Below are 25,305 nucleotides of genomic sequence, written 5' to 3'. Positions count from 1 at the left end.
TTCCTTCGTCATTCCCGCGCAGGCGGAAATCCATCACTTACCCTGACGACACCGCTCTATCTTGCGGACCCCCGCTTGCGCGAGAATGACGTACAGGAAACCGGGCGTGTGCTGAACAGTGAGAGCGAAAATCAAGCCGCCGCTTGCACCGAACCTAATGCGTGGGTCAACCCCCGGGCTTGTGCAGCCCTTGTACGGCGGCGCCCGCCGCGGCGGCGCGGGCTTTGGCGGCGGCGCCCAGGATCGGTTTGGGCCGCGCGGCATAGTCGCGCGGGCTCATCCCCATGAATTTGGCGAAGTCGCGGGTGAATTGCGCCTGGTCGTAATAATGATGATCCATCGTATCGATCCACGCCATCGACGGGTCGAGCATGAAGCGCGCCAGCGAGCGCAGGAAACGCTGGCGGCGGAGTAGCAGCTTGGGCGAAAAGCCGAAGGCGCGGTGGCTCAATCGTTCGATCGAGCGTTCGGACAGCGCCAGCTTGGCCGACAGGTCGGCGACGGTCGCCAGCTCGTCGTCGACCAGCGCGCGGTGCGCCGCCAGGATCGCCGTGTCGTCGGGCGGTGCGCGATCGAGCAGGGCGCAGAAATGGGCGTCGATCATCGCCGCGGCGGCGTCGACGTCGTTCACCCCGCGCAATGCCTCGCCGAGCGGCGCAAAAGCGGCAAAGGCGGGGTGCGCGGCGCCGTCGCAAAACCGGTCGGCCAGATCGTCGGCGGGCAGCGGGATGAATTTCGCCCAGCCCAGCGGCACGACGCCGATGCCCCAGACCCGCATGGTGCCGGTGGCGAAATAGGTGGCGGTGCTGGTCGGGCCGGTGGCGATAAAGCGCGGCGTGGCGATGACCGGCGCGCCGCCCACCGACGCCAGCGGCACCTCGCCTTCGACAAAGCGCAAATTGGCCCATTCGGGATGCAGATAATCATCGACGCGGCTGCCCGCCGGGACCGACACTTCGGTCAGATAGATCGTGCTGAGATAGGGGCGCAGCGCCGCCGACACCGCGAAAAAACGGGTGGCGATTCGAACGTCGGCCATATCCGGCGCAGAAACGGTGCTTTCTGGCATCGACCGTCTTCTAGCGGGCATTCACGACGAAAAACAATATTTTGACGCCATTGCTTGTCGGGTTTCTACAATTTTCTGCGCCGTCGCTGCGTCATAGTTACGTCGCTGGCTCGGGGGGCGAGCACCAGGACAAAATTGGCGCTGATGGGACCACAGGACTGATTTTTTGAGCTTCGTCCCGGCCGACAGCTTTCGGCGACCCACGGCTTTTCGGAACGGGCGGGGGGGCGATGGTTCCCACTGGAACCATTGTCGAAGCGGCGCGCAGCGAGAGCTTCGCGCCGCTTCTTCGTTTGGGGGGAGGCAGATGTCCGCTTTGGGGCGCGAAGCTGCCATTGCCGTTTTCGATTATCCCGGGCTGGGCGCGCAGAGCGGGGTCGGCGCGTGGACCGGCTATCATGCCAAAGTTCAGGAAAGTTCAGCCTATTGCAGCGCCGGATTTGTCGCGCTCGGCGGACAGATGGCGGCTAGTTCTTGGCCGTATCCGGAATCCGGGCGGCGACCGCTTTTGCTTACAAATTGAAAGAGCTGACACCAAGGTTGGCATAGCGGAATAATGTAGGACAGCGTATTTTTGAGCGACGGATGGCGGCATTGGGGTGGGGAGCTGCCCTACGCCCTCCTCGTCATTCCCGCTTTCGCGGGAATGACGAAGGGAAGAGAGAGCGTCCACAACCGGTCGAATTCAGACCTTCGTCATCCCGGACTTGATCCGGGATCCACAGCAGCACCGTCGTCATGGACCCCGGATCAAGTCCGGGGTGACGATGATAGGGAATGTCCGCAATCGGTTGCTAGCGGACATCCCAGCCAGCGATGCCCCAACGAAAAAGGCGGCCCCGCCGGGACCGCCCTTTTTTCTTGTTGCCTCGCTTAAAAGCGTCAGGCTGCCTTGGGCAGCGCCGCTTTCGCCTGGGCGATGATGGTCGTAAAGACCGTGCCTTCGTTCATCGCCAGGTCGGCCATGACCTTGCGGTCGAGCTCGATCCCGGCCAGCTTCACGCCATGCATGAACTGCGAATAGGTCAGGCCTTCGGCGCGAACCGCAGCGTTGATGCGCTGGATCCACAGACCGCGGAAATTGCGCTTCTTAACCTTGCGGTCGCGATAAGCATATTGGCCGGCCTTCTCGACCGCCTGCTTGGCGATACGAATGGTGTTCTTGCGACGGCCGTAAAAGCCCTTCGCCTGTTCCAATACGCGTTTGTGCTTGGCGCGCGTGGTGACGCCGCGTTTGATGCGTGACATGCCTTAGCGCTCCTTACTTCAGGCCGTAGGGCGCCCAGAGGCGCACATGGGCCACATCCGAATCGCTCAGCACGCTGGTGCCGCGGTTGGTGCGGATATATTTCGAATTGTGCGAAATCAGGCGGTGACGCTTGCCGGCAACGCCGTGCTTCACTTTGCCCGAGGCGGTGAATTTGAAGCGTTTCTTCACACCGCTCTTGGTCTTCATTTTGGGCATTTTGGTCTCCTTTGGAAGTCCGTTTGCGTATCGACCTGGCAGCCCTTGTCGCCAGCCGACACAATCGGAAGCGGGGCGCTTAGGGGGATTCGCCCGGAAATGCAAGCGTTGCAGGAACAGGAGGCCCGCCGCCGTTTCAATGGTGACAGGCCAGCCCCTCGATCACATCCTCGAGCCGCGCCGGATCGCCGAGCGCGATGACATGGCCCCCACCGTCTTTGGCGCTGTCGGCGTTGAGCGGATCGCCGTTCCAGTCGCACATCGTCCCGCCCGCACCCTCGACGATGGGGACGAGCGCGGCAAAATCGTGGAGCTTCAGCCCCGCCTCGACCACCAGATCGACATGGCCGCTCGCCAGCAGGCCGTAATTGTAACAATCGCCGCCAAAGATCAGGCGCTTGTGCGCGGTCTGCGCGGCGAGCGCCATGAAATGTTCGGCGTCATGATCGGCAAAATATTGCGGCCCGGTGGTGGCGAGCGTCGCATCGGCGAGGGCGCGGCAGGTGCGGGTGCGCGCCGGCTGGCCGCCGAACAGCGTCGGCCGACCCAGCGCGCCGACCCAGCGTTCGCCGCTGATCGGCTGGTCGATGATGCCCAGGATCGGCCAGCCGTCCTGGAGCAGCGCGATCAGGGTGCCGAAAATCGGTCGCCCCGCCATAAAGCTGACGGTGCCGTCGATCGGGTCGAGCACCCACTGCCGCGCTGCATCGGGGCGCTCGGCGCCATATTCCTCGCCGATGATCCCGTCGCGCGGCGCCTCGGCCCCCAGCAGCCGGCGCATCGCGGCTTCGGCAGCGCGGTCGGCCTCGGTCACCGGCGAGGCATCGTCCTTGGCTTCATGGGCAAAGGCGGCGCGGAACAGCGGGCGAATGGCGTTGCCGGCCGCGTCGGCGAGGCGATTGGCGAGGGCGAGGTCGGAGGTGATCGACACGCCTTGCGTCAATCGAACAGCGACGAGACGCTCGATTCGTCGGCGATGCGCTTGATCGCTTCGCCGAGCAGCGGCGCGACGGTCAGCGCGCGGACCTTGGCGCTGTCGTTGACCGCATCGGTCGGCTGGATCGAATCGGTGATGACGAGCTCGGTGAGCTCGCTCGCCTCGACGCGCGCGACTGCGCCGCCCGACAGCACGCCATGGGTGCAATAAGCGACAACGCCCTCGGCGCCCGCGGCCTTCAGCGCCGCGGCGGCGTTGCACAGCGTGCCCGCCGAATCGACGATATCGTCGATCAGGATGCAGAAGCGCCCCTTCACATCACCGATGATGTTCATCACTTCGGATTCGCCGGCGCGTTCACGGCGTTTATCGACGATCGCCAGCGGCGCGTTGTCGAGCCGCTTGGCGAGCGCGCGGGCGCGCACGACGCCGCCGACGTCGGGCGACACGACCATCAGATTCTTGCCCGCGAACCGCGCCTGGATGTCGGCGCTCATCACCGGCGCGGCGTAGAGGTTGTCGGTCGGGATGTCGAAAAAGCCCTGGATCTGCCCGGCGTGCAGGTCGATCGCGAGCACCCGGTCGGCGCCCGAGGTGGTGATCAGATTGGCCACCAGCTTGGCGGATATCGGCGTGCGCGGGCCGGGTTTGCGGTCCTGGCGGGCATAGCCGAAATAGGGGACGACGGCGGTGATGCGTTTCGCCGAGGCGCGGCGCAGCGCGTCGGTGATGATCAGCAATTCCATCAGATTGTCGTTGGCGGGGAAGTTCGTCGGCTGGACGATGAAGACGTCCTGGCCGCGGACATTTTCATGGATTTCGACGAACACTTCTTCGTCGGCAAAGCGGCGCACACTGGTGTCGGTCAGCGGCAGTTCCAGATAGTCCGCGATCGCGCGGGCGAGGGGAAGATTGCTGTTGCCGGAGATCAGTTTCATGGGGTGCGCGGCCCTTTCGCGGCGGATAGGATTGCGCGCCCCTTAGCCAGCAGGGGGCGATAGGGGAAGGGTGAAGTTCAACCTTTGGTCGCGTCCCGCACCGCTGGGTCATTGCAATCGCGGCCGCCGGGGGTAAGGCTCGGCGCCATGACCGACGTCGCCGACACGCTCACTATCGTCCTGGCCCAGATGACGCAGGCGGTCGGCGACCTCGCTGCCAACGCCGACGCAATGCGGGCGGTGCGGGCGCGGCACCGGGATGCCGACCTGATCCTCTATCCCGAACTGCAATTGATCGGCTATCCGCCCGAGGATCTGGTGCTGAAACCCGCGCTTGCCGAGCGGGCTGCGGCACTGCTCGCCGAACTGGCCGCCGACACCGGTGACGGCGGCCCGGCGATGCTCGTCGGATCGGTCGAGCGCGCCAAGAATGCGGATGGGAGCGACGCGCTCTACAACATCATCGCCCTGCTCGACCGCGGCCGGATCGTCGCTACGCGGCGCAAGCACGAGCTGCCCAATTACGGCACCTTCGACGAAAAGCGCGTTTTCGCCCCCGGGCCGCTCCCCGACATTGTCGAATGGCGCGGAATCCGGCTCGGGCTGCCGATCTGCGAGGATGGCTGGTTGCCCAAAGTGTCGCGGCATCTGGCCGATCAAGGCGCCGATCTGCTGATCTCGGTCAACGGCAGCCCGTATGAAATCGACAAGGACGAACGGCGGCTGAGCCAGGTGTTCGCGGGCCGTGTCGCCGAAACCGGCCTGCCGCTGATCTTTCTCAACCGCATCGGCGGGCAGGACGAACTGGTGTTCGATGGCTGTTCGTTCGTGCTGAACGCCGATGGCGGGACGGCGCACCGCCTGACCGACTGGGAGGCCGAGGAGCGGGTGACGCGCTGGGTCAAAGGCGCCGACGGCTGGATTTGCGAGACCGGCGCGATCGCCGAGTGGGAGGCGCACCCGGCCGACATTTACAGCGCGATGATCGTCAGCTTGCGCGACTATGTCACACGCAACCGCTTTCCGGGCGTCGTGCTCGGGCTGTCGGGCGGGATCGATTCGGCGATCTGTGCCGCGATCGCCGCCGATGCGCTTGGCCCCGACCGGGTGTGGTGCGTGATGATGCCCAGCCGCTTCACCAGCCAGGCGAGCCTCGACGATGCCGCGGGCTGCGCCGCGCTGATCGGCTGCAAGCTCGACACCATCTCGATCGTCCCCGCGGTCGAGGCGTTCGATACGATGCTGGCGGGCAGCTTTGCCGATGTCGAGGTCGATATCACCGAGGAAAATGTCCAGTCGCGCATCCGCGGCGTGACCCTGATGGCGCTCAGCAACAAATTCGGGCCGATGCTGCTGACCACGGGCAACAAGAGCGAGATGAGCGTCGGCTATGCGACGATCTATGGCGACATGGCGGGCGGCTATAATCCGCTGAAGGACGCGTACAAGATGACGGTGTTCGCGGTCGCCAAGTGGCGCAATGACAATGTGCCGCGGCTGTCGCTTAACCCGGTGGCCCCGGTCATGCCCGAGACCATCATCACCAAGCCGCCGAGCGCAGAACTGCGCCCCGACCAGAAGGATGAGGACAGTCTGCCACCCTATGCCGATCTCGATCGCATGCTGCACATGCTGGTCGAGGAGGAAGCGAGCGTCGACGATGTCGTCGCGCGGCATGGGTTCGACCGCGATGCGGTGGTGCGAATCGAACGCCTTCTGATGCTCGCCGAATATAAGCGGCGCCAGGCGCCGCCGGGGGTCAAGCTGTCGACGCGCAACTTCGGCCGCGACCGCCGCTATCCGATCACCCATGGCTTCCGCACCGGCTGACCGCGCGCGGCGGGTACCGGTACGTCTGTGCGGCTTCGTCGATGTGCCGCACGGCGTTAGGATTTGCGAACCGGGAGTTTGCAATAAAGGGGAATGGAAGATGGGGTTGCTGGGAGCCAAGGCATCGCCGCACCGGGCCGAACGCGTGGTCGATATTCTGCGGATCACCGTCGCGCTGTTGATTTTGATCCACGGGCTGTTCCGCCTCGTCGCCGGCGGCGTGGTGCCCTTCGGCATCTGGCTGGAAAGCCAGGGTTTCCCCTGGGGCTATGGCTGGGCGATGGCGGTCACGCTGTACGAACTGGTCGGCCCGGCGCTGATCCTGACCCGCCGCTGGACCAGCCTTGTCGCGCTCGGTCATGCCGCTATCCTGACCCTCGGCATGATTCTGGTCCATCTGCCTTTCGGCTGGTTCGTCGTCGGCGGCGGGCGCAACGGGATGGAGTATAGCGTGATCCTGATCGTGTCGTTGCTCGCCCTCGCTTGGGCCTATTGGCCGGCGCGCCATGCGTCGTCGGCAGCGGAGAGTTGATCATTTGGCGAACTGGCTGACCGGGATCGGATATGCGCTGTCGATCGTCAGCGTCGCGTTGCTGGCGTGGGTCGCCTGGCCCGCGCCCGATGAAAACCCAGCATTGGTCGGGGCGGTGATTGCGGGCGCGGCGCTTTCGGTGATCGGCATGGCGCTGCGCTGGGCGGCGCATATCGTGATGAACCGTAAGATCGCGGAAGACGACTGACGGCGGCCCATTATGCGGTTATAGGCGCGGCCATGACTGTCGTGACCCGCTTTGCCCCCTCGCCGACCGGCACCCTGCATGTCGGCAATGTCCGCACCGCGCTCCACAATTTTCTGTGGGCGCGCAAATATGGTGGGCGCTTCCTGTTGCGGATCGACGACACCGACCTTGAACGGTCGAAAGAGGATTATGTCGCCGCGATCCGCGCCGACCTCGCGTGGCTCGGCTTCGATGTGGATGGCGAGGAGCGCCAGTCGGCGCGGTTCGCGCTGTACGAGGCCGAATTTGCCCGGCTGCAGGCGGCAGGCCGCGTCTATGCCTGTTACGAAACCCCCGAAGAACTCGACATCCGGCGCAAGATTTTGCTCTCGCGCGGGCTGCCGCCGGTTTATGAGCGCAAAGCCGCCGACGCGCCGGTGCCCCAGGGCGTGGCGCCGCACTGGCGCTTCCGCCTCGACCATGATGCAGCGATCGAATGGGCCGATATGGTTCGTGGAGATCAGCATTTTGAACCAAGAACCATGTCCGATCCGGTGGTCCGCCGCGCCGACGGCAGCTGGCTCTATCTGCTGCCCAGCGTCATCGACGACATCGCGATGGGCATCACCCATGTCGTGCGCGGCGAGGATCATGTGTCGAACACCGCCACGCAGATCCAGATGTTCGCCGCGCTGGGCGCCGCCCCGCCGCGTTTCGCGCATGAGGCGTTGCTCGTCGGGACCGAGGGCAAATTGTCGAAGCGGCTCGGCTCGCTGGGCATGGCCAGCCTGCGCGACGCCGGGATCGAGCCGATCGCGCTCGCGGCGCTGCTCGCGCGGCTTGGCACCAGTGATCCGGTCGAGCCGGTGACCAGCCTGGCGCCGCTGATCGACCATATCGACTTTGCGCGCTTCGGCCGCGCCCCGGCGCGGTTCGACGAGGCTGAACTGGCGCTGCTCAACCAGAAGATTTTGCACCACACCGAGTATGAAGCGGTCGCCGATCGCTTGCCCGCCGCGATCACCGCGGCGCGCTGGCATGCGATTCGCCCCAACCTGATGACCGTCGCCGAGGCCGCCGACTGGCTGCCGGTGTTCGACGGGCCACTCGCGCCGCCGCCGGTCGACGATGCCGACCGGCCGGTGCTGGCCGCCGCCGCCGCCGCGGCGCCCGCGATCGACTGGAGCGCCGACCCCTGGCACGCGCTGACCACCGCGGTGAAAGAGGCGACGGGCGCCAAGGGCCGCGCGCTGTTCCTGCCGCTGCGCCGCGCGCTGACGGCGCGCGACCATGGCCCCGACATGGCCGAATTATTGCCGCTGATCGCCAAGGATCAGGCGGAGGCGCGGCTGGCTGCCGACTAATCGATCCATCGCGACCAACGGCGCTCCCTTGCCTACCTTGTCGCTTGACAAAAGGAGTGATGATATATTATCACTTAATTCTGGCTTGGCCCATAGCGGTGGTCGAAACACGGCAGGGCCGGGTCTGACCGGCAAGGAGAGATGCCATGACCCTGATACCCTTGATTTCGGCGATCATGACCGCGCCCGAGACGACAACCGCGCCCGCGGGTGCAGCAACCCTTTCACCCCGCAACAGCTATGGCAGCGAGCACAGCCGCCACCCGGTCGCCGCGCTCCTCGCCGTCGGCCTGCCCGCGGCGCTGGTCGTCGCAGTGGCGCTGTCGCCGATGATCATGGAGGCGCCCCCGAAGTCCAAACCGATGCAAGGCACGTTGATCGAACTGACCAAGCCGCTCGATCCGCCGCCGCCCCAGCCGAGCGAAGAGGTGCAGCCGACCGAGAAGGTCGCCTCGGCGACCGACGCCGTCAAACCCATCGTCGATACCAGTTCGCTGAGCGACAACCGGGTCGACGAAGGGCCGGTCGTCGTCGATCTTCGCCCGATCGATCCCGGCCCCCCGGCGCGCCCAGCGGATCCGCCGCCCGCGCCGAGGCTGGTGTTCGCTGAACTCGATCCACGCTACGCCGGGGCGTTCCAGCCCGACTATCCCGCGAGCGAGCAACGGCGCGAGATCGAGGGGGTTGCCAAGGTGCGCGTCCTGATCGGCACCGACGGGCGGGTGAAGGCGGTCGAACTGGTCAGCACCGACAGTCCGGGCTTTTTCGCCGAAACCAAGCGCCGCGCGCTGGCCAAATGGCGCTTCACTCCCGCGACGCGCGGCGGCGTGGCCGAGGAAAGCTGGAAGGTGATGACGGTCCGCTTCGAGATCAGGGCGGCTTAGCCGTCCCCCAAGCCCCCTCCCGGGCGGACGGTGCTGCGCCGTCCGCCCGCTCTTTTGCTTGACAGAAGCGCCGAATCCGGTCAGAGGCGCGCGGATATTGGGGGCGGCGCCTCGTGCGCGGCCCCTGAGTTTTTTCACACCAACGTCGGGGCCACAGTCCCGCCGCATCCTTCGGAGCTCCGGCGGATGTGCAGTTATTTCGAGGAACAGGGCCATGGCCAAGCCGACGACCGTCAAGATCAAGCTGGTGAGCACCGCCGACACGGGCTTTTTCTATGTGACGAAAAAGAACCCGCGCACGATGACCGAAAAAATGTCGGTGCGGAAGTACGACCCGCGCGTGCGCAAGCATGTCGAGTTCAAGGAATCGAAGATCAAGTGATGCGTCGATCCGCTCGGTAACGCTGAACGGAATCACGATGCATCATCCCGGCGTAAGCCGAGATCAAAGGGCGGCCATTTGCGCCGCCCTTTTTCGTGCGCGGACGGTGGCCCCGTTGAGGCGGCAAAAGACGTTTCCTCTGAACGTCGCCCCCGCCTTCGCGGAGGGCGACGGCAAGTTTCGGTCGTTTGCCGAATTCTCCCTAAACCGCCCGGCCCGCGACTCCTAGCGATCGCGCAGCGGCCGCCGTGCGACTTCATTTTCGATGATGTTGCGGATTGCGATCAGTGTCGTGAACGAATGCACGCCCTTGTCCTCGCCCAGTGCGCGGCGGGTGAAGGCGTCATATTCCTCCATCGTGCCGACCTGGACCTTGAGCAGGAAGTCGTCGTCGCCAGTAACGTCCCACGCCGCGGTGACTTCGGGATGGCGGACGATTGTGCGCGCGAAATTGTCCATCGTCTGCGGACCCGCCTGCTGCATCTGGACGAGGACGTGCATGGTGAGCGCCGACCCGGTGAGCGCCGGATTGATCACCGCAATGTCGGCGACGATCACCTTCTCGTCGCGCAGGCGCCGCAAGCGGCGGAGCACCGCGGACAGCGACAGGCCAACCTTGTCCGCCAGCACCCGCGCGGGTTCGAGATTGTTCTCGCGGACCAGCGCGAGCAGGCGGCGGTCGAAAGCGTCGAGATCGATCATTTTTCGCATCATTGATCCAATAACGCCAAAATTGGTCGTTCGCACGGTCAATTTTAGCACCAATAGCCATTGTTGCGGGATTATAAAGGGCTTGTCCGGCCCGCCCTCTCCCTCTTGCGGCGCCGGATGCAGGAGACAAACGATGACCCACACCCCCGAATCGAACCGGCTCCATCGCCTGTGGACTGCGGTGATCGACGCGTCCGCTGCCATGGTCGCGATCCGCTATGCGGCACCGTGGAGTGAACCGGGCGCGCCGCGCGGCGCTGAGGACAAGCGTCGCTGCAACGCCTGACGCTGCGCGCCGTCGCGGCCAAGGCGCGCGGCGGCCCGCGATTTTCGACCAGCATCAAAGGGCGGCCATCGGTGCCGCCTTTTTTTGGGCGCGCGCGTTCTGGAGCCGCTTTGGGGTGGGAAGCGGACATCCTGCCGTCGTCACCCCGGACTTGATCCGGGGGCCATGACCTCTTGCGCCGCGCTATGCCGCGAGGGCGGATGGATCCCGGATCAAGTCCGGGATGACGAAATCGGAGGTCCGCAACCGGTCGCTAGCCGCCGCTGGCCCGCTCAGGCAAACACCCCGACGCTCTCGATGAACTTGATCACCGAAATCGGTTTCGACACATAGGCTTCGGCGCCCGCCGCCCTGATCTGCTCCTCGTCACCCTTCCCCGCATAGGCGGTGACCGCCATGATCGGAACGCTGCGCAAGGTCAGGTCGGCCTTCATCTGGCCGATCAACTCCAGCCCGCTGACATGCGGCAGCTGGATGTCCATGATGATCAGATCGGGCGACACTTCGCGTGCCTTGGCCAGCGCGTCGCGGCCGTCGCGCACCGGGTGCGCGGTATAGCCATGGGCATTGAGCAGGTCACAGAACAGGCGCAGGTTCAGCTCATTATCCTCGACGACCAATATCGTCTTGCCCATGATATTTCGCTTCCCCACCTTGCGTTCGCGGCCCGTTTAGGCGAATCGGCCGCACGACACAATTGCCTCCCTTTGAAGGGAAAAATGCTTTGCACGACGACGACGCAGCTTTGGCGCTTCAGGCGCTCGGCTGGATCTTGAGCGACGAACCGCGCGCCGAGCGGCTGCTGGCGCTGACCGGGCTGGCACCCGACGAGCTGCGCGCGTCGCTGACCGAACGCGCGACGCTCGCAGCGATTCTGGCGTTCCTGACCGCCCATGAAAATGATCTTGTCGCCTGCGCCGATGCGCTGCAGGTGCCCCCCGCCGCTATCGCTGCGGCTTCGCAGCGCCTCGAAGGAACCACTGCATGAACCGCCCGCTCGTCATCACCGATTGCGACGAGGTGCTGATGCACATGGTCGTGCCCTTTGCCGAATGGGTCGATGCCGAACATGGCGTCTTGTTCCGCATCGAGGACGCCAGCTTTGCCGGGGCGCTGAAGCGCAAGGAATGTGGGACGCCGCTCGAGGCGGCCGAGGTCTGGCCGCTGCTCGACAGCTTTTTTCGCACCGAAATGACGCGGCAATATCCGATCCCCGGCGCGCTCGCCGCCATGGCCGCGATCGCCGAGCAGGCCGACATCGTCGTGCTGACCAACGTCGGCCCCGACCATCAGCAGGCGCGGATCGACCAGCTGGCACGCCACGATTTCCACGCCCCGGTGATCGGCAGCCGCGGCGGCAAGGGGGAACCGGTGCGCCGCCTGATCGAACAATATCGGCCCTCGGTCGCAATCTTCATCGACGATCTGGCTGGCCATCATCATTCGGTGGCGGAGGTCGCGCCCGATGTGTGGCGGCTCCATCTGGTCGGCGAGCCCGCGATCGCCGACAAGATCGCGGCGTCAAAACACGCCCATGCCCGCATTGATGACTGGGCGGCGGCGCAGGACTGGATCCTCGCGCGGCTGGCCGAAAATGTCCCCGCACCGGCCCCCGAACCCGTTTAAGAAGGAACGACCATGGATATCACCGCAAAGCTCACCGAACTGGGCCTCGAACTGCCCAAGGCCGCCGCCCCGGTCGCCGCCTATGTCCCCGTCGTCGAACATGGCGGGCTGCTCTATGTCAGCGGCCAGCTGCCGTTCCGCGACGGGCAGGTCGTGACCGGGCGTCTGGGCGACGACATGGATGTCGCGGGCGGGCAGGATGCGGCGCAGCGCGTCGCGCTGATGCTCGTCGCCCAGATCGGCCAGGCGCTCGGCGGCGACTGGTCGCGCGTCGCGCGTGTCGTCAAGCTCGGGGTGTTCGTCAACAGCGCGCCCAGCTTCACCGATCAGGCGAAGGTCGCCAATGGCGCGTCGGAACTGTTCGAGGCGCTGTTCGGCGACGCGGGCCGCCACGCGCGCGCCGCGGTCGGCGTCGCGGTGCTGCCGCTGGGCGCCGCGGTCGAGGCCGATGCGATCGTCGCGGTGAAGCCCGCCTAAGGGCCGCGATGGCCGAAGCTGACCCGCCAACCCGGACGATCGCGCTCGGCACGGGCGTCGCCGCGCTCGATCCGGCGGCGTGGGACGCGCTGCACGATGGCGGCAACCCGTTCGTCGGCCATGCCTTTCTGTCGCTGCTCGAGCTATCGGGCAGCGTCGGGCCGGGCACCGGCTGGCAGGCGGCGCCCTTGCTGGTCGAGGATGCGGCTGGCAGGCTGCTCGCCGCCGCGCCCGCCTATCTGAAATCGCACAGCCAGGGCGAATATGTCTTTGACCAGGGCTGGGCCGATGCATGGGCGCGCGCGGGGGGCGATTATTATCCCAAGCTCCAGATCGCGGCGCCCTTTACCCCGGTGCCGGGGCCGCGGCTGCTGGCGCCGGACAGCGATGACGCGCGGCTGTTGATCCGCGCCGCCGAAACGGTGGTGCGCCAGAACGGCCTGTCGTCGGCGCACGCGACCTTTGTCGCGCCCGACCAGATGCCGTTGTTTGAAGCGGCGGGGTGGCTGGTGCGCCGCGATATCCAGTTCCATTTCGCCAATGCGGGCTATGCCAGCTTCGACGATTTCCTCGCCACGCTGACCTCGGCCAAGCGCAAGCAGCTGCGCAAGGAGCGGTCCCGCGCCGTTCAAGGTCTGCGGATCGAGGAATTGACCGGCGCTGCGATCCGCCCCGAGCATTGGGACGCCATGTGGCTCTTCTATCAGGACACCGGCGCGCGCAAATGGGGGCAGCCCTATCTGACGCGCGCAGCCTTCGACCTGATTGGCGAACGGATGGCCGAGCAGATCATCTTGCTGCTCGCCTATGATGGCGAGCAAGCCGTGGCGGGGGCGTTGCATTTCGTCGGCGCCGATACGCTGTATGGACGCTATTGGGGATGCCTGACCGAGATCCCCTATCTGCATTTTGAACTTTGCTATTACCGCGCGATCGATATCGCGATCGCGCGCCGGCTGGCACGGGTCGAGGCGGGCGCGCAGGGCGGGCATAAGCTGGCGCGCGGCTATGGACCGGTCGCGACCTGGTCGGCGCATTTCATCGCCGATCCCGGGTTCCGCCGCGCGGTGGGCGATTTTCTGGACCGGGAGCGGCAGGCGGAAGAGGTCGAAATGGCGTGGCTCGAAGGGCATATGCCGTTCCGGCGGGCGGGTTAAACGATCATCAAATCCCGTTCGTGTCGAGCGAAGTCGAGACACGCTGAGCGCCGGGATTCGCGATGGGTGTCTCGACTACGCTCGACATGAGCGGAAGAGGGGCGCGTTTTACGCCGCGAACCGCCGTGCTGCCGGACGGCGGGCGGTTTCGTCGAGCCACGCGCGCGCCTGGCGCTGCGCTTCGGCGATTTCATCGCGGCTCATTTCATCGGACAGGTCGGCGCGGCATTGCTGGCCTTCCTTGTTGCCGCCGAGCGCGGCAAGGTTGAACCATTTATGCGCCTGGATCAGGTCGACATCGACCCCGCCGGTGCCGGTCGAAAAAGCGATGCCCAGGTCGAAATAGGCATTGGCATCGCCGCGTGCGGCATCGAGCAAGCGGCTTTCGATCAGATATGCTGCGGACTTCAGACTGTTGGCCATAAAAACCCCCTGTCGCCTCCCCCCACAGGAGGCTTCGGGCCCCAACCTTGCGGCTTATGGTCAACAAAGCGTTAACATGGTTGGTAATTTCTTGGGGATGGCGCGCTGAAATGGCTGAATTCAGCCGTTTTCGCTTTTCGTCAACCCACCGGATAATTGTCGATCAGCCGTGTTTTTCCGATCCGCGCGGCCGCCAGCAGGCGCGCCGGGGCGCGAAAAATGTTCAGCCTTTCCAGACTGTCGGCGTCGGCGAGCGCGATATAGTCGACGCTGTCGAAGCCGCCCGCGACGATCGCCGCTTCGGCTTTGGCGAGCGTTTCGTACATGTCGTCGCCGTTCGCCAGCGCGGCGGATGCGGTCTTGAGCGCTGTCGGAAAGGCGACCGCTGCGCTGCGCTGCTCAGCGGAGAGATAGGCGTTGCGCGACGACAGCGCGAGGCCGTCGGGATCGCGCGCGATCGGCGCCCCCAAAATGTCGAGCCCGAAATCGAGATCGCGCGCCATGCGGCGGATGATCGCCAGCTGCTGCCAGTCCTTTTCGCCAAAAATGGCGATGTCGGGGCGGACCTGGTTGAACAATTTGGCGACGACGGTCGCGACCCCGTCGAAATGGCCGGGCCGCGCGGCGCCGCAATAATCGGCGCCGAGTTCGGCGACCTCGATATGGGTGCTGTGGCCGCCCGGATACATCACCGCGACATCGGGTGCCCACAGCAGTCCGACGCCTTCTTCGACCAGCAGCGCGGCGTCGCGCGCTTCGTCGCGGGGATAGGCGGCGAAATCCTCGTTGGGGCCGAACTGGGTCGGGTTGACAAAGATCGACACGATCACATGGTCGGCGACGCGCCGCGCCATGCGGACCAGCGACAGATGGCCGTCGTGCAGCGCCCCCATCGTCGGCACCAAAGCGACGTTCTTGCCCCCCTGCTTCAGTGCCGCAACGGCACGGTCCAGCATCGCGATGTCACGGATGATTTGCACGCTCGGTCGCCCTTCGATATTGGCGCGACTGTATCACTTCGCGCGTCGGCCGCCCATGCCGCGCCAACTGGAAAATCGCAACGGCCCATGACGACTATAGCGACGAAGCCCGCCCCGCACCGCATCATCTTTGCCAATGAGAAGGGCGGCACGGGCAAATCGACTTGTGCCGTGCACTTTGCGGTCGCGCTGGCGAGCCAGGGCTGGAAGGTCGCCGGGCTCGATCTCGACCCGCGCCAGCGCACCTTTCACCGCTATCTCGAGAATCGCGTCGGCACCGCAAAACGCCGCGCTATCGAGCTGCCGATGCCGCATTTCGAAGTGTTCGAGGGCACCACGGTCGCAGAGCTCGACGCGCAGGTCGCGCGGCTGACTGCGGATTGCGACTATTTCGTCGCCGACACCCCGGGCCGCGACGATGTGTTTGCGCGCCATCTGGCGATGACCGCCGACACGCTGGTCACCCCGATCAACGACAGCTTCATCGATTTCGACCTGATCGGGCAGGTCGATCCCGAGACATTTCAGGTCACCCGCCCCAGCTTTTATTCCGAACTGATCTGGGACACCCGCAAGGCGCGGGCCAAGACCGACGGGCGGACGATCGACTGGATCATCCTGCGCAACCGGCTCCAGCATGTCGACGCACACAATATGCGCCGCGTCGGCGAGGCGCTCAGCCAGCTGTCGCGCCGCGTCGGCTTTCGCGTCATCCCCGGCCTCGGCGAGCGCGTCATCTATCGCGAGCTGTTTCCCGCCGGGCTCACCCTGCTCGACAAGGCGCATCTGGGCGGCATGGGCATCGGCCATGTCGTCGCGCGGCAGGAACTGCGCGAGGCGATGGGGGGGCTGAACCTTCCGGCGCGCGAGCGGTTTCATCCCGACGGCGACCTCTTCGCCGCCGCCTGACCCTCAGTCTTCCCCCAGACAGGACCATCCGATGACCCATATCTTCCATCCCACGATGCTGCGCGAATATGACATCCGCGGCGTCGTCGGCGACACATTGTCCGCCGCCGACGCCTATGCAATCGGGCGCAGCTTTGCGACGCTGGTCGCGCGCGCCGGGGGCAGCCGGGTCGCGGTGGGCTATGATGGGCGGCTGTCGTCGCCGATGCTGTGCGATGCGCTGGTCGCCGGGGTCAACGCCGCGGGGATCGACGCCTTGAACGTCGGGCTGGGGCCGACCCCGATGCTCTATTACGCCGCCTCAACCGAAGACGTGGACGGCGGCATACAGATAACCGGCAGCCACAATCCCCCCGACTATAACGGTTTCAAATTTGTGATGCAGGGGCGACCTTTCTACGGCGCCGATATTCTGCGGATCGGCGAAATGGCTGCCGCGGGCGATTGGGAGGCGGGCGAAGGCACGGCGCAAAGCATCGACATCGTCGATGCCTATGTCGACCGGCTGGTCGAAGGGTTCAGCGGCGGCGCTTTCCGCATCGGCTGGGACGCCGGCAACGGCGCCGCCGGCACCGTCATCGAGAAGCTGACCGCGAAACTTCCGGGCGAGCATCATCTGTTGTTTACCGACATCGACGGCCATTTTCCGAACCACCATCCCGATCCCACCGAGGAAAAAAATCTGGCCGACCTGAAGGCGCTGGTCGCCGACAAGCGCCTCGATTTTGGCGTCGCTTTCGACGGAGATGGCGATCGCATCGGTGCGATCGACGGCGAGGGGCGGGTGATCTGGGGCGATCAGCTGCTGCAAATCTACGCCGCCGCGCTGCTCCCCGATCGGCCGGGCGCCACGATCATCGCCGATGTAAAGGCCAGCCAGGCGTTGTTCGACCGCGTCGCCGAACTGGGCGGGACACCGCTGATGTGGAAAACCGGCCACAGCCTGATCAAGGCCAAGATGAAGGAGGTCGGCAGCCCGCTGGCCGGTGAGATGAGCGGCCATGTCTTCTTCGCCGATCGCTATTATGGCTATGACGACGCGCCCTATGCCGCGGTGCGGCTGATCGAGGCGGCGACCAAGCTGGGGCAGAGCGTCACCGCGCTGCGCGGGGCGATGGCGCCGATGGTCAACACCCCAGAGCTGCGCTTCCAGGTCGATGAGGTCCGCAAATTCGCCATTGTGGACGAAGTTCTCGCGCGGCTCACCGCGGCGGGGGCAAAGGTCGATCGCACCGACGGTGCGCGGGTGCTGACGGGCGACGGCTGGTGGCTGCTGCGCGCGTCGAACACCCAGGACGTGCTGGTGGCGCGCGCCGAGGCGACCGACGAGGCGGCGCTGGCGCGGCTGCTCGCGGCGATCGACGAACAGCTTGCGCTGTCGGGGATCGTCCGGGGCCCGCAAGCGGGGCACTAGCCTTTTCTCCCCTCTCGCTTGCGGGAGGGGAGCAGAAAGCCCCTGCAAAAATCTTGCCAGATTGACCTTGGCGGCGCTCCTCGGGTAACGCCCGCACATGTCTCCTCAGGAAGCGATGTGGAAATGACAGACGACGAAGCGACCCCGGCAACGCTGACTGCCGACGCCGACCATGGCGTTGCCGAGCACCGGGCGCATGCCCGCGAAGATGCTGCGGCGGGGAACGGTCTGGCGGTCATTTCGATCGCCAAAAGCTATGACAAGCGCACCGTCCTGTCCGATGTGTCGCTGTCGGTCGGCAAGGGCGAGGTTGTCGGGCTGCTCGGCCCGAACGGCGCGGGCAAGACGACCTGCTTCTATTCGATCATGGGGCTGGTAAAGCCCGACGCCGGGCGCATCATGCTCGACGGATCGGACATCACCGCGCTGCCGATGTACCGCCGCGCGATCCTCGGCCTGGGCTATTTGCCGCAGGAAACCTCGATCTTTCGCGGCATGACGGTCGAACAGAATATCGCTGCCGTGCTCGAACTCAGCGAGCCCGACAAGGTCGCGCGCGCCGCGCGGCTCGAAGAATTGCTCGACGAATTCGGCCTGACGCGGCTGCGCGATGCGGCGGCGATGGCGCTGTCGGGCGGCGAACGGCGCCGCGCCGAAATCGCCCGCGCGCTCGCCGCCAACCCCTCGATCATGCTGCTCGACGAACCTTTTGCCGGGATCGATCCGCTGTCGATCAGCGACATCCGCGATCTGGTCGCGGACCTCAAGACGCGCGGCATCGGGGTGCTGATCACCGACCATAATGTCCGCGAAACGCTCGACCTCGTCGACCGCGCCTGCATCATCTACGACGGCAAGGTGTTGCTGGCGGGTTCGCCCGAGGAACTGGTCGCCGATCCCGAAGTGCGGCGGCTGTATCTGGGCGAGGGTTTCTCGCTGTGAGGAGCCGTGGCCGCACCGATGTCGAATGAGCCGCTTTCCATTTCCGTTCGTGTCGAGCGAAGTCGAGACACGCCGAGTTCGTGCATGGCTTCACGTGTCTCGACTTCGCTCGACACGAACGGGAAAGTAAGCAGGTAATTTCCGATGGCGTTGGGCCCGCGCCTCGATCTCCGCCAGTCGCAATCGCTGGTGATGACGCCGCAGCTGCAGCAAGCGATCAAGCTGCTGGCGCTGTCGAACCTCGAACTCGAAGCCTATCTGGCCGAAGCGCTCGAGGGCAATCCGCTGCTCGATACGGCGTCGGCGGACAGCGACGGCAGTATCGGCGATCCCGGTGACGCGCCGGGCAGCGATGGGCCCGCGGCAGAGGCGGCGTCGCTCGATGCCGACCAGGCACTGGCATCGGACAGCGGCACCGCCAACGATCTCGACGTCGATCTGGCCGCCGAAAGTTTCCACCACGACAGCGCCAGCGACAGCGTCGGCCTGTCGGGCGCCGACAGCGACGGCATCGATTTCGACAGCTTCGCGGGCGACGATGAAACGCTCCACGACCATCTGATCGCCCAGGTCGGCGAACGCTTCAGCGGGCTGGAGGCGATGATCGCGCAGCAGCTGGTCGGGCTGATCGACGAGACAGGATATTTGCGCGCCGACCTGGCCGAAGTCGCGCAGCGGCTGGGCGTGCCGCTCGCGCTGGTCGAAGCGGTGCTCGCGGGGGTGCAATGTTTCGACCCGTCGGGGGTCGGCGGGCGCGACCTCGCCGAATGTATCGCGATTCAGGCGCGCGAGGCTGACCGCTATGATCCGGCGATGGCGACGATGATCGCGCACCTCGATCTGGTCGCCAAAGGCGCCTTTCCACAGCTCAAGCGGATCTGCGGCGTCGATGACGAAGATCTGGCCGACATGATTCGCGAATTGCGGGGTTATGATCCGAAACCCGGACTGAAATTTGGCGGCGATGCGTCGCAGGCGGTCGTTCCCGACCTGTATATCCGCCGGACGGCAGCGGGCTGGGCGGTCGAGATCAACGGCGGGACGTTGCCGCGGCTGCTCGTCAACCGCCGCTATTATACCGAACTCGCCAAGGGCGCCGCGGCCACGAGCAAGGCGTGGCTGTCGGAGCAGCTGGCGGGCGCCAACTGGCTGGTCCGCGCGCTCGACCAGCGCCAGCGGACGATCGTCAAGGTCGCGAGCGAGATCGTGAAGCAGCAGGAGGGCTTTTTCCTGCACGGCGTCGCGCATATGCGGCCGCTGACGCTGCGCCAGGTCGCCGAGGAAATCGGCATGCACGAATCGACCGTCAGCCGCGTCACCAGCAACAAATATCTCAGCTGCCCGCGCGGACTGTTCGAGCTCAAATATTTCTTCTCGAGCGGTATTTCGGCGACCGAAGGCGACGGCGCGGTGTCGTCCGAATCGATCAAGAGCCGGATCAAGGCGATGATCGAGGCCGAGGATGGCAAGGCGATCCTGTCGGACGAGACGATCGCGCAGAAACTGTCGGCCGAGGGCCACGACATCGCGCGCCGCACCGTGGTCAAATATCGCGAGGCGATGGGCTATGGCTCGTCGGTGCAGCGGCGGCGGCAAAAGGCGCTGGCGGGGTAAAGCGCCGCCCGGTCATCGTCACCCCGGACTTGATCCGGGGTCCATGCGGGCGAGCGCGGCCATGGATCCCGGATCAGGTCCGGGATGACGAAATATGGGCGACCAGCGGTTGACTTTTTGCCCCCATCCCCATAGTTGCGCCGCTTCGCGTCAACACGCCAAGATTTACGGACAAGAACCATGAAGATTCGCAACAGCCTGAAGTCGCTGAAGGACCGCCACCGGGATAACCGCGTTATCCGTCGTCGTGGCCGCACCTATGTGATCAACAAGACCAACCGCCGCTTCAAGGCGCGCCAGGGCTGATGCCCCGGCGCGGGGTGTTTTTGCCCCGTTTGCTTGTGATGAACAGCGTTACGCCGTCGGATGCTTCCGGCGGCGCTTTCGCGTGTCCTGACCCCCTCGCCTGAGGGAAAGGGGCTTATGACCATTCCCCGCTCGGTCATTTTCGACGTCGGCCGCGTGCTGTTCGACTGGGACCTGCGCTATCTCTTTGCCAAGCTGATTGCCGATGCGGACGAGCTGGAATGGTTCGTGTCGAACGTCGTCACGCCTGGGTGGCATTTCCAGTCCGACGCCGGCGGCTTGCTTGCCGACATGCTGCCCGAGTTGAAGGCGCGGTTCCCCGATCATGCGCCGCTGATCGACGCCTATGCGGCGCGTTTCAACGAGACGATCCCCGGCGCGATGCCGGGCAGCCTCGAACTGGTCGAGCGACTCGATGCCGCGGGCGTGCCCTTGTTCGCGATCACCAATTTCGGTCATGAATTCTGGGAAGGCTTCCGCCCGACCCAGCCGATCTTCGACCGCTTTCAGGGCATCATCGTGTCGGGGACCGAGAAATTGATCAAGCCCGATCCCGCGATCTATCGTCTCGCCATCGAGCGATTCGGGATCGATCCGGCCGGTGCGTTGTTCATTGATGATGTGGCAGCCAATATTGCGGGGGCCGAATCGCTCGGCATCGCCGGCCATCTGTTCAACGGCGCGGCGATGCTCGAACAGGATTTGGTCCGGCGCGCCTATTTGGCCGGCTGATCGAAGCGTAGCACGAGGTGGCGCGTCGTGGTGATCGGCGCGGCGAAGCTGCCGTCGGCCTGCGCGCGAAGATCGGCGATACCGAACGGATTGACGAGCCCGGCGCGCGCTAAACCGCCTTTAGGGTCAAGCCCGATCAGCGTCAGCGGCGCGTCGGCCCGCTGCATCGCGGTGCCGAAATAGGCCAGCATGGCGGGATGCTGCTCCGCTGTCCCGACGCACAGCCCCGCCTCGATCCGGAAGCGCACTGTGCCTTCGACGGCGACGTCACCGAAGGTGCCGCTGTAATGCCGGGCGTCGATCGGACAGGCCGCGTCCACCAGCCCGGCGGGGACGGCACGAAAGGGAGCGGCGATCATCTGCGCAGTCGGCTCCATACGCGACACCCACGACGCATTGGACAGCACGCTGACTGCCGTGCGCTCGCCGCGCCACAGGCCGAGCGTGCTGCGCGCGCCAAGCGCCACGCCATTGTGATGGACGAAGGGCGCGCCATCGGCATCGCCGCCGATGCGCCAGCCGAAACCGACCTCATAATCATCCTCGCCTGCCGCTTTGCCATCGGCGAGCTTCACCGGCACGAGCATCGCATCAAAGGTTTCGGGGCGCACGACGCGGCCGTCGATCATCCGCCCGCCGAAGCTTGCGACCGCGCTCGCGGTGCCGCTTAGTCCGCCGCCACCCCAAGTGTAGCTGAAATCGTGGCGCGGCACATCGACCACGCGCCGCTGGTCGAAGCCATAGGCGCGCGAGGCGTCGGCGTCGCCGCTGTCGGTCGCGTCGGCGCGGATCGCGAGTCCGGGCGCGACCTTCTTTGCGACATAGTCGGTGAAGGCGCGTCCGGTTTTTTCCTCGACCAGCGCGCCGAGCAAGGTATAGCCCCACGATGAATAGCTGTAGGCGGTCCCCGGCGGGCGAAGCAGGTCGCGTTCGGCGAAGATAGCGACCGCGTCACGCCCGGTGGCGTAATGACGCGATCCGCGATCCGCATCGACCGCCTGATAATGCGGCAAGCCCGAGACATGCGCCGCGAGCTGGCGCGGGGTGATGGGCGCCCAATGTGAGCCGAGCCATGGCAGCTGGCGCTGCATGGGCGCGTCGAGATCCATCCGGCCTTGTTCGGCGAGCTGGCCTACCGCGGCGACGGTGAAGATCTTCGACACGCTCGCGAGGCGGAACAGCGTCTCGCGCGTGACAGGAAGGCGGCGCTCGACGTCGCGCAGCCCGCTCGATCCCTCCCAGACGATCTGCCCCTCTTGCCACACAGCGGCGCCCATGCCCGGCACGCCGTTGCTCTCGCGCAGTGTATCGAGCAGGCGCTGGGCTATGATGGCGGCGTCGGCGCGCGGTTCGGCTTGGGCGGTTGATGCGCTCGCCAGCAAAGCCATGAGGCCTGCAACGCACGCGGTCGATCTTGTCGTCATTCCGTCTCTCCCTCGGTGGAGGGGAAGCGGTGGTGGCGAGCTGTCGCACCGATGTGCCGAAATGTCGCGCGCTTGTCGCAGGCCGCGGCGCTATCGGCACCGGTACATATTTTGCGACCTCCAGCGGCCTGACTTGGCGACATGACCCGCTCCCGCAGTGTCGTCCGCGCCGAATTTGTCGAATCGGGGGATAGCGTTTCGTCGGCACACCGACGTTGGAGCGCGAGTTGAATGGGCGATGCTATCTTTCCGGATGATCGCGCGTATCCGTCGTTCGGGACACTAAAGGATAGATCAGGTTGAACAACCAGCTCGCGGCACCAGCCAAGACGATAACCAAAATTCCGAGCGGCGTGCGGCGCCTGCCTCCCATCTCGATCAACGGCGTGTCAGCGAACATCCGCCAGATGACTTCGTGAGCGAGATAGGCGGCGAACCCAATAAACAGCAGGTGTATCAGAAGGCGTTTCCACGAAACGACTATGGGCTGTAGCTGTTCGGACATCCGAGACTATTGCTCCACCCCCAGCTGCGTCAAGACGAACGCAAATTCCTCGGCATCTTCGCGCAGCGCGCCCCAGCGGCCCGATTTGCCCGCATGGCCTGCGCCCATGTTGGTGCGCAGCAGCAGCGTCGCATCGTTGGTGCGCGTCGCGCGCAGCTTGGCGACCCATTTGGCGGGTTCCCAATAGGTCACGCGCGGGTCGTTGAGCCCCGCCGACACCAGCATCGGCGGATAGGCTTTCGCGGTGACATTGTCGTAGGGGCTGTAGCTCAACATGAAGTCGAACGCGGCCTTGTCGGTGATCGGATTGCCCCATTCGGGCCATTCGCCGGGGGTCAGCGGCAGCGTTTCGTCGACCATCGTGTTGATGACATCGACGAAAGGCACCCCCGCGAGCACCGCGCCCCACAGCTCGGGCGCCTCATTATACACGACGCCCATCACCTGCCCGCCGGCCGAGCGGCCTTCGATCGAAATCTTGCCCGCGCTGGTATATTTCGCCGCGATCAGTCCTTTGGCGACGTCGATGAAATCGTTGAACGTGTTCTTGCGCGCGGTGGCCTTGCCCGCAAGATACCAAGCGCGGCCGAGGTCGTCGCCGCCGCGGACATGCGCGATGGCGTAGATCATACCGCGGTCGACAAGGCTGAGGCGGGTGGTCGAGAAACCCGGCGGGACGCGATAGCCATAGCTGCCATAGACGTAGAGGTGCAGCGGCGCGCTGCCGTCGCGTGGGGTGCCTTTCTTGTACACCAGCGATACCGGCACCGGGGTGCCGTCGCGTGCGGGCATGTTTACCAATTCGGTTATATAGTCTTCATGATTATAACCGGACGGAATTTCCTGGACCTTGAGCGTTTCGAGTTTTTTGCTCGCAATGTCGAAATCATACACGGTGTCGGGGGTGACCATCGATTCATAATCGAGCCGCAGCTTGTCCTGATGATATTCGGGATTGTCGCCCAGCCCCGCGACATAGGTGGTCTCGGGGAACTGGATCCTGCCGGGGGTCAGCGGCGCGTCATATTGGCGGATATCGACCTGATCGACGCCCTGCTCGCGCGCTTCGAGGGCGAAATAATCGCGGAAAATCGCGAGCCCGGTGATGTAGCTGGCGTCCGAACCGGGGATCAGCGTTGTCCACTCGCCGGGCTTGGCGAGGCTGGCGGTGGCGACGCGGAAGTTCGCATGTTCGTCGTTGGTGTAGATGTAGAGCGTCCCCTCACGCTCATCGACACTGTACTCGCGGCCCTTTTTGCGTGCCGACACGAGCAACGGCTTGGCCTCGGGATTATCGGCGGGGAGCAGATAGACCTCGCTCGTCTCGTTATCGCCCGTCGCGATCACGATATAATTGTCGGCGGCGGTTTTGCCGATGCCGACCCCGAAACCGATGTCGGCCTCCTTGTAGAGCAATTTGTCTTCGCTCAGTGGGGTACCGAGCTTGTGCAGGCGGACATTGTCGGTGCGCCAATTCTCATTGGCGAGGCCATAGAGCAACGCGTCGCTGTTCGCGGTCCATACCAGCGACGACAGGGTGCCGGGGATGACGTCGGGCAGCGCCTTACCGGTGGTCAGATCGGTGAAACGCACTTCGAACCGTTCGGAGCCATTGTCATCGACGGCATAGGCCATCAGCTTGCCGTTGGGGCTGATCGCTACGTCTGACAGGCGGAAATATTCCTTGTCCTTGGCCATCGCGACTTCGTCGAGGATCAGGACTGGCTCGCCGCCCGCGACGGGTTTGCGATACCATTTCTTGTACTCGGCGCCCTCTTCATATTCGACCCAGTAGATCCAGTCGCCGTCCTTCTGCGGCACGCTCGAGTCGGCTTCCTTGATCCGGCCCTTCATCTCCTGAAACAAGGTTTCGACCAGCGCCGCGTGCGGCTTCATCGCCGCGTCGAAATAGGCATTCTCGGCCTTCACATAATCGAGCACGTCCTTGTCATCGATCGTCGGATAACTCTCGTCCTTCAGCCAGTGATACGGATCGGACAATGTTTTGCCGTGCAAGACCGTTTCGTGCGGGCGCGTGGCGGCGACCGGGGCGGCGGGCAGGGCAGGGGTCGGGCTGGTCAAGGCGGGGTCTTTCTGTTGGGCAAGCAGGGGCGATGATGCGACAAGCGGGGTGGCAATTGCCGCCAGAAACATCCAAATAGCGCGCATCGAAAAATCCCCCGCGGTGTCGCCCGAGATGGGCGGGATCGT

General features: G+C 65.1%; 29 protein-coding genes. 17 read left to right on the top strand and 12 right to left on the bottom strand.

Annotated elements, in window-relative coordinates:
* Positions 1-166 precede the first annotated feature (166 nt).
* The 5 genes from FFS68_RS06295 to FFS68_RS06275 form a co-directional block, all read right to left on the bottom strand.
* Positions 167-1,039 carry a helix-turn-helix domain-containing protein gene (locus FFS68_RS06295; protein ID WP_137752333.1) on the bottom strand — a complete coding sequence of 291 codons (873 nt, stop codon included), beginning with the start codon at positions 1,037-1,039 and terminating at the stop codon, positions 167-169.
* Positions 1,040-1,951: 912 nt separating this feature from the next.
* A complete protein-coding gene (gene rplT / locus FFS68_RS06290) occupies positions 1,952-2,317 on the bottom strand; it encodes a 50S ribosomal protein L20 (protein ID WP_137752332.1) in 366 nt (121 codons plus the stop codon).
* Between the two features lie 13 nt (positions 2,318-2,330).
* Positions 2,331-2,534: a 50S ribosomal protein L35 gene (rpmI, locus tag FFS68_RS06285; protein ID WP_088439780.1), complete on the bottom strand. Its 204-nt coding sequence runs from the start codon at positions 2,532-2,534 to the stop codon at positions 2,331-2,333.
* Between the two features lie 136 nt (positions 2,535-2,670).
* Entirely contained in the window at positions 2,671-3,465 is a 795-nt protein-coding gene (locus FFS68_RS06280) for an inositol monophosphatase family protein (RefSeq protein ID WP_137752331.1), read from the bottom strand.
* An 8-nt stretch (positions 3,466-3,473) separates the two neighbouring features.
* Positions 3,474-4,409: a ribose-phosphate pyrophosphokinase gene (locus FFS68_RS06275; RefSeq protein WP_137752330.1), complete on the bottom strand. Its 936-nt coding sequence runs from the start codon at positions 4,407-4,409 to the stop codon at positions 3,474-3,476.
* Positions 4,410-4,556: 147 nt separating this feature from the next.
* Between FFS68_RS06275 and FFS68_RS06270 the strand changes: the two genes are divergently transcribed.
* The 6 genes from FFS68_RS06270 (at position 4,557) to rpmG (ending at position 9,588) form a co-directional block, all read left to right on the top strand.
* On the top strand, positions 4,557-6,239 hold the full coding sequence (locus FFS68_RS06270; RefSeq protein WP_137752329.1) for an NAD+ synthase: 1,683 nt from the start codon (positions 4,557-4,559) through the stop codon (positions 6,237-6,239).
* A gap of 100 nt (positions 6,240-6,339) precedes the next feature.
* A complete protein-coding gene (locus FFS68_RS06265) occupies positions 6,340-6,771 on the top strand; it encodes a DoxX family protein (RefSeq protein ID WP_171003762.1) in 432 nt (143 codons plus the stop codon).
* 4 nt (positions 6,772-6,775) lie between these two features.
* Entirely contained in the window at positions 6,776-6,979 is a 204-nt protein-coding gene (locus FFS68_RS06260; RefSeq protein WP_137752327.1) for a hypothetical protein, read from the top strand.
* Positions 6,980-7,011: 32 nt separating this feature from the next.
* Positions 7,012-8,322, top strand: coding sequence for a glutamate--tRNA ligase (locus tag FFS68_RS06255; RefSeq protein WP_137752326.1), 1,311 nt, complete (start codon positions 7,012-7,014; stop codon positions 8,320-8,322).
* 146 nt (positions 8,323-8,468) lie between these two features.
* Positions 8,469-9,206, top strand: coding sequence for an energy transducer TonB (locus FFS68_RS06250; RefSeq protein WP_137752325.1), 738 nt, complete (start codon positions 8,469-8,471; stop codon positions 9,204-9,206).
* A gap of 214 nt (positions 9,207-9,420) precedes the next feature.
* Positions 9,421-9,588, top strand: a complete 168-nt coding sequence (rpmG, locus tag FFS68_RS06245) for a 50S ribosomal protein L33 (protein ID WP_058818055.1) — start codon at positions 9,421-9,423, stop codon at positions 9,586-9,588.
* A gap of 225 nt (positions 9,589-9,813) precedes the next feature.
* Here rpmG and FFS68_RS06240 read toward each other — a convergent pair whose 3' ends face one another.
* Entirely contained in the window at positions 9,814-10,290 is a 477-nt protein-coding gene (locus tag FFS68_RS06240; protein WP_249340045.1) for an Lrp/AsnC family transcriptional regulator, read from the bottom strand.
* Positions 10,291-10,432: 142 nt separating this feature from the next.
* Between FFS68_RS06240 and FFS68_RS17830 the strand changes: the two genes are divergently transcribed.
* Complete coding sequence (locus tag FFS68_RS17830; RefSeq protein WP_171003761.1) at positions 10,433-10,585, top strand: hypothetical protein; 153 nt, start codon at positions 10,433-10,435, stop codon at positions 10,583-10,585.
* Positions 10,586-10,857: 272 nt separating this feature from the next.
* Here FFS68_RS17830 and FFS68_RS06235 read toward each other — a convergent pair whose 3' ends face one another.
* Positions 10,858-11,220: a response regulator gene (locus FFS68_RS06235; protein WP_137752323.1), complete on the bottom strand. Its 363-nt coding sequence runs from the start codon at positions 11,218-11,220 to the stop codon at positions 10,858-10,860.
* A gap of 89 nt (positions 11,221-11,309) precedes the next feature.
* Here FFS68_RS06235 and FFS68_RS06230 point away from each other — a divergent pair, with 89 nt between their 5' ends.
* From FFS68_RS06230 to FFS68_RS06215, 4 genes are read left to right on the top strand one after another with little or no spacing between them, the layout of a single operon-like run.
* Positions 11,310-11,573 carry a DUF3572 family protein gene (locus tag FFS68_RS06230; protein ID WP_137752322.1) on the top strand — a complete coding sequence of 88 codons (264 nt, stop codon included), beginning with the start codon at positions 11,310-11,312 and terminating at the stop codon, positions 11,571-11,573.
* The gene (locus FFS68_RS06225) at positions 11,570-12,211 is read left to right on the top strand and encodes an HAD family hydrolase (protein WP_137752321.1); all 642 of its coding nucleotides are present in this window, start codon (positions 11,570-11,572) and stop codon (positions 12,209-12,211) included. Before FFS68_RS06230 ends, FFS68_RS06225 begins: the two co-directional genes overlap by 4 nt.
* Positions 12,212-12,223: 12 nt before the next feature.
* Positions 12,224-12,688, top strand: a complete 465-nt coding sequence (locus FFS68_RS06220; protein WP_137752320.1) for a RidA family protein — start codon at positions 12,224-12,226, stop codon at positions 12,686-12,688.
* A gap of 8 nt (positions 12,689-12,696) precedes the next feature.
* Positions 12,697-13,845: a GNAT family N-acetyltransferase gene (locus FFS68_RS06215; protein WP_137752319.1), complete on the top strand. Its 1,149-nt coding sequence runs from the start codon at positions 12,697-12,699 to the stop codon at positions 13,843-13,845.
* Positions 13,846-13,953: 108 nt separating this feature from the next.
* Here FFS68_RS06215 and FFS68_RS06210 read toward each other — a convergent pair whose 3' ends face one another.
* Together FFS68_RS06210 and panC are read right to left on the bottom strand one after the other, a co-directional pair.
* Positions 13,954-14,268, bottom strand: a complete 315-nt coding sequence (locus FFS68_RS06210) for a sel1 repeat family protein (RefSeq protein WP_137752318.1) — start codon at positions 14,266-14,268, stop codon at positions 13,954-13,956.
* Positions 14,269-14,408: 140 nt separating this feature from the next.
* On the bottom strand, positions 14,409-15,248 hold the full coding sequence (panC, locus tag FFS68_RS06205) for a pantoate--beta-alanine ligase (RefSeq protein WP_137752317.1): 840 nt from the start codon (positions 15,246-15,248) through the stop codon (positions 14,409-14,411).
* An 87-nt stretch (positions 15,249-15,335) separates the two neighbouring features.
* Here panC and FFS68_RS06200 point away from each other — a divergent pair, with 87 nt between their 5' ends.
* The 6 genes from FFS68_RS06200 to FFS68_RS06175 all read left to right on the top strand — a co-directional run bounded on the left by FFS68_RS06200 (position 15,336) and on the right by FFS68_RS06175 (position 21,165).
* Positions 15,336-16,157, top strand: a complete 822-nt coding sequence (locus FFS68_RS06200) for a division plane positioning ATPase MipZ (RefSeq protein ID WP_137752316.1) — start codon at positions 15,336-15,338, stop codon at positions 16,155-16,157.
* A 31-nt stretch (positions 16,158-16,188) separates the two neighbouring features.
* Positions 16,189-17,571: a phosphoglucomutase/phosphomannomutase PgmG gene (locus tag FFS68_RS06195; RefSeq protein ID WP_137752315.1), complete on the top strand. Its 1,383-nt coding sequence runs from the start codon at positions 16,189-16,191 to the stop codon at positions 17,569-17,571.
* A 123-nt stretch (positions 17,572-17,694) separates the two neighbouring features.
* Positions 17,695-18,513 (top strand): LPS export ABC transporter ATP-binding protein, encoded by an 819-nt coding sequence (gene lptB / locus FFS68_RS06190; RefSeq protein ID WP_137752314.1) that lies wholly within the window; start codon positions 17,695-17,697, stop codon positions 18,511-18,513.
* Between the two features lie 144 nt (positions 18,514-18,657).
* On the top strand, positions 18,658-20,127 hold the full coding sequence (rpoN, locus tag FFS68_RS06185; RefSeq protein ID WP_137752313.1) for an RNA polymerase factor sigma-54: 1,470 nt from the start codon (positions 18,658-18,660) through the stop codon (positions 20,125-20,127).
* 180 nt (positions 20,128-20,307) lie between these two features.
* Positions 20,308-20,433: a type B 50S ribosomal protein L36 gene (gene ykgO / locus FFS68_RS06180; RefSeq protein ID WP_003046794.1), complete on the top strand. Its 126-nt coding sequence runs from the start codon at positions 20,308-20,310 to the stop codon at positions 20,431-20,433.
* A gap of 117 nt (positions 20,434-20,550) precedes the next feature.
* On the top strand, positions 20,551-21,165 hold the full coding sequence (locus FFS68_RS06175; RefSeq protein ID WP_137752312.1) for an HAD family phosphatase: 615 nt from the start codon (positions 20,551-20,553) through the stop codon (positions 21,163-21,165).
* Here the strand turns inward: FFS68_RS06175 and FFS68_RS06170 are convergent.
* From FFS68_RS06170 to FFS68_RS06160, 3 genes are all read right to left on the bottom strand, one after another.
* Complete coding sequence (locus tag FFS68_RS06170) at positions 21,150-22,589, bottom strand: serine hydrolase domain-containing protein (protein ID WP_137752311.1); 1,440 nt, start codon at positions 22,587-22,589, stop codon at positions 21,150-21,152. The two genes, FFS68_RS06175 and FFS68_RS06170, sit on opposite strands and share 16 nt — an antisense overlap.
* Positions 22,590-22,830: 241 nt before the next feature.
* Positions 22,831-23,094 (bottom strand): hypothetical protein, encoded by a 264-nt coding sequence (locus FFS68_RS06165; RefSeq protein ID WP_137752310.1) that lies wholly within the window; start codon positions 23,092-23,094, stop codon positions 22,831-22,833.
* Positions 23,095-23,100: 6 nt separating this feature from the next.
* The gene (locus FFS68_RS06160) at positions 23,101-25,248 is read right to left on the bottom strand and encodes a S9 family peptidase (RefSeq protein ID WP_137752351.1); all 2,148 of its coding nucleotides are present in this window, start codon (positions 25,246-25,248) and stop codon (positions 23,101-23,103) included.
* Positions 25,249-25,305 lie beyond the last annotated feature (57 nt).

Origin of the sequence: Sphingopyxis sp. L1A2A, from assembly GCF_005502465.1 — a bacterium.
Classification (GTDB): Bacteria; Pseudomonadota; Alphaproteobacteria; order Sphingomonadales; family Sphingomonadaceae; genus Sphingopyxis.
The sequence above is the reverse complement of the archived record's forward strand: the minus strand, read 5'-3'. Positions and strand labels throughout refer to the sequence as shown.

Excerpts from the sequence above, each read along its gene's own strand:
- FFS68_RS06295 (WP_137752333.1), bottom strand. The coding sequence starts at position 1,039 with ATGGCCGACGTTCGAATCGCCACCCGTTTTTTCGCGGTGTCGGCGGCG.
- rplT (WP_137752332.1), bottom strand. The coding sequence starts at position 2,317 with ATGTCACGCATCAAACGCGGCGTCACCACGCGCGCCAAGCACAAACGC.
- rpmI (WP_088439780.1), bottom strand. The coding sequence starts at position 2,534 with ATGCCCAAAATGAAGACCAAGAGCGGTGTGAAGAAACGCTTCAAATTC.
- FFS68_RS06275 (WP_137752330.1), bottom strand. The coding sequence starts at position 4,409 with ATGAAACTGATCTCCGGCAACAGCAATCTTCCCCTCGCCCGCGCGATC.
- FFS68_RS06270 (WP_137752329.1), top strand. The coding sequence starts at position 4,557 with ATGACCGACGTCGCCGACACGCTCACTATCGTCCTGGCCCAGATGACG.
- FFS68_RS06265 (WP_171003762.1), top strand. The coding sequence starts at position 6,340 with ATGGGGTTGCTGGGAGCCAAGGCATCGCCGCACCGGGCCGAACGCGTG.
- FFS68_RS06255 (WP_137752326.1), top strand. The coding sequence starts at position 7,012 with ATGACTGTCGTGACCCGCTTTGCCCCCTCGCCGACCGGCACCCTGCAT.
- FFS68_RS06250 (WP_137752325.1), top strand. The coding sequence starts at position 8,469 with ATGACCCTGATACCCTTGATTTCGGCGATCATGACCGCGCCCGAGACG.
- rpmG (WP_058818055.1), top strand. The coding sequence starts at position 9,421 with ATGGCCAAGCCGACGACCGTCAAGATCAAGCTGGTGAGCACCGCCGAC.
- FFS68_RS06240 (WP_249340045.1), bottom strand. The coding sequence starts at position 10,290 with ATGATCGATCTCGACGCTTTCGACCGCCGCCTGCTCGCGCTGGTCCGC.
- FFS68_RS17830 (WP_171003761.1), top strand. The coding sequence starts at position 10,433 with ATGACCCACACCCCCGAATCGAACCGGCTCCATCGCCTGTGGACTGCG.
- FFS68_RS06235 (WP_137752323.1), bottom strand. The coding sequence starts at position 11,220 with ATGGGCAAGACGATATTGGTCGTCGAGGATAATGAGCTGAACCTGCGC.
- FFS68_RS06225 (WP_137752321.1), top strand. The coding sequence starts at position 11,570 with ATGAACCGCCCGCTCGTCATCACCGATTGCGACGAGGTGCTGATGCAC.
- FFS68_RS06220 (WP_137752320.1), top strand. The coding sequence starts at position 12,224 with ATGGATATCACCGCAAAGCTCACCGAACTGGGCCTCGAACTGCCCAAG.
- FFS68_RS06215 (WP_137752319.1), top strand. The coding sequence starts at position 12,697 with ATGGCCGAAGCTGACCCGCCAACCCGGACGATCGCGCTCGGCACGGGC.
- FFS68_RS06210 (WP_137752318.1), bottom strand. The coding sequence starts at position 14,268 with ATGGCCAACAGTCTGAAGTCCGCAGCATATCTGATCGAAAGCCGCTTG.
- FFS68_RS06200 (WP_137752316.1), top strand. The coding sequence starts at position 15,336 with ATGACGACTATAGCGACGAAGCCCGCCCCGCACCGCATCATCTTTGCC.
- FFS68_RS06195 (WP_137752315.1), top strand. The coding sequence starts at position 16,189 with ATGACCCATATCTTCCATCCCACGATGCTGCGCGAATATGACATCCGC.
- lptB (WP_137752314.1), top strand. The coding sequence starts at position 17,695 with ATGACAGACGACGAAGCGACCCCGGCAACGCTGACTGCCGACGCCGAC.
- rpoN (WP_137752313.1), top strand. The coding sequence starts at position 18,658 with ATGGCGTTGGGCCCGCGCCTCGATCTCCGCCAGTCGCAATCGCTGGTG.
- ykgO (WP_003046794.1), top strand. The coding sequence starts at position 20,308 with ATGAAGATTCGCAACAGCCTGAAGTCGCTGAAGGACCGCCACCGGGAT.
- FFS68_RS06175 (WP_137752312.1), top strand. The coding sequence starts at position 20,551 with ATGACCATTCCCCGCTCGGTCATTTTCGACGTCGGCCGCGTGCTGTTC.
- FFS68_RS06170 (WP_137752311.1), bottom strand. The coding sequence starts at position 22,589 with ATGACGACAAGATCGACCGCGTGCGTTGCAGGCCTCATGGCTTTGCTG.
- FFS68_RS06165 (WP_137752310.1), bottom strand. The coding sequence starts at position 23,094 with ATGTCCGAACAGCTACAGCCCATAGTCGTTTCGTGGAAACGCCTTCTG.
- FFS68_RS06160 (WP_137752351.1), bottom strand. The coding sequence starts at position 25,248 with ATGTTTCTGGCGGCAATTGCCACCCCGCTTGTCGCATCATCGCCCCTG.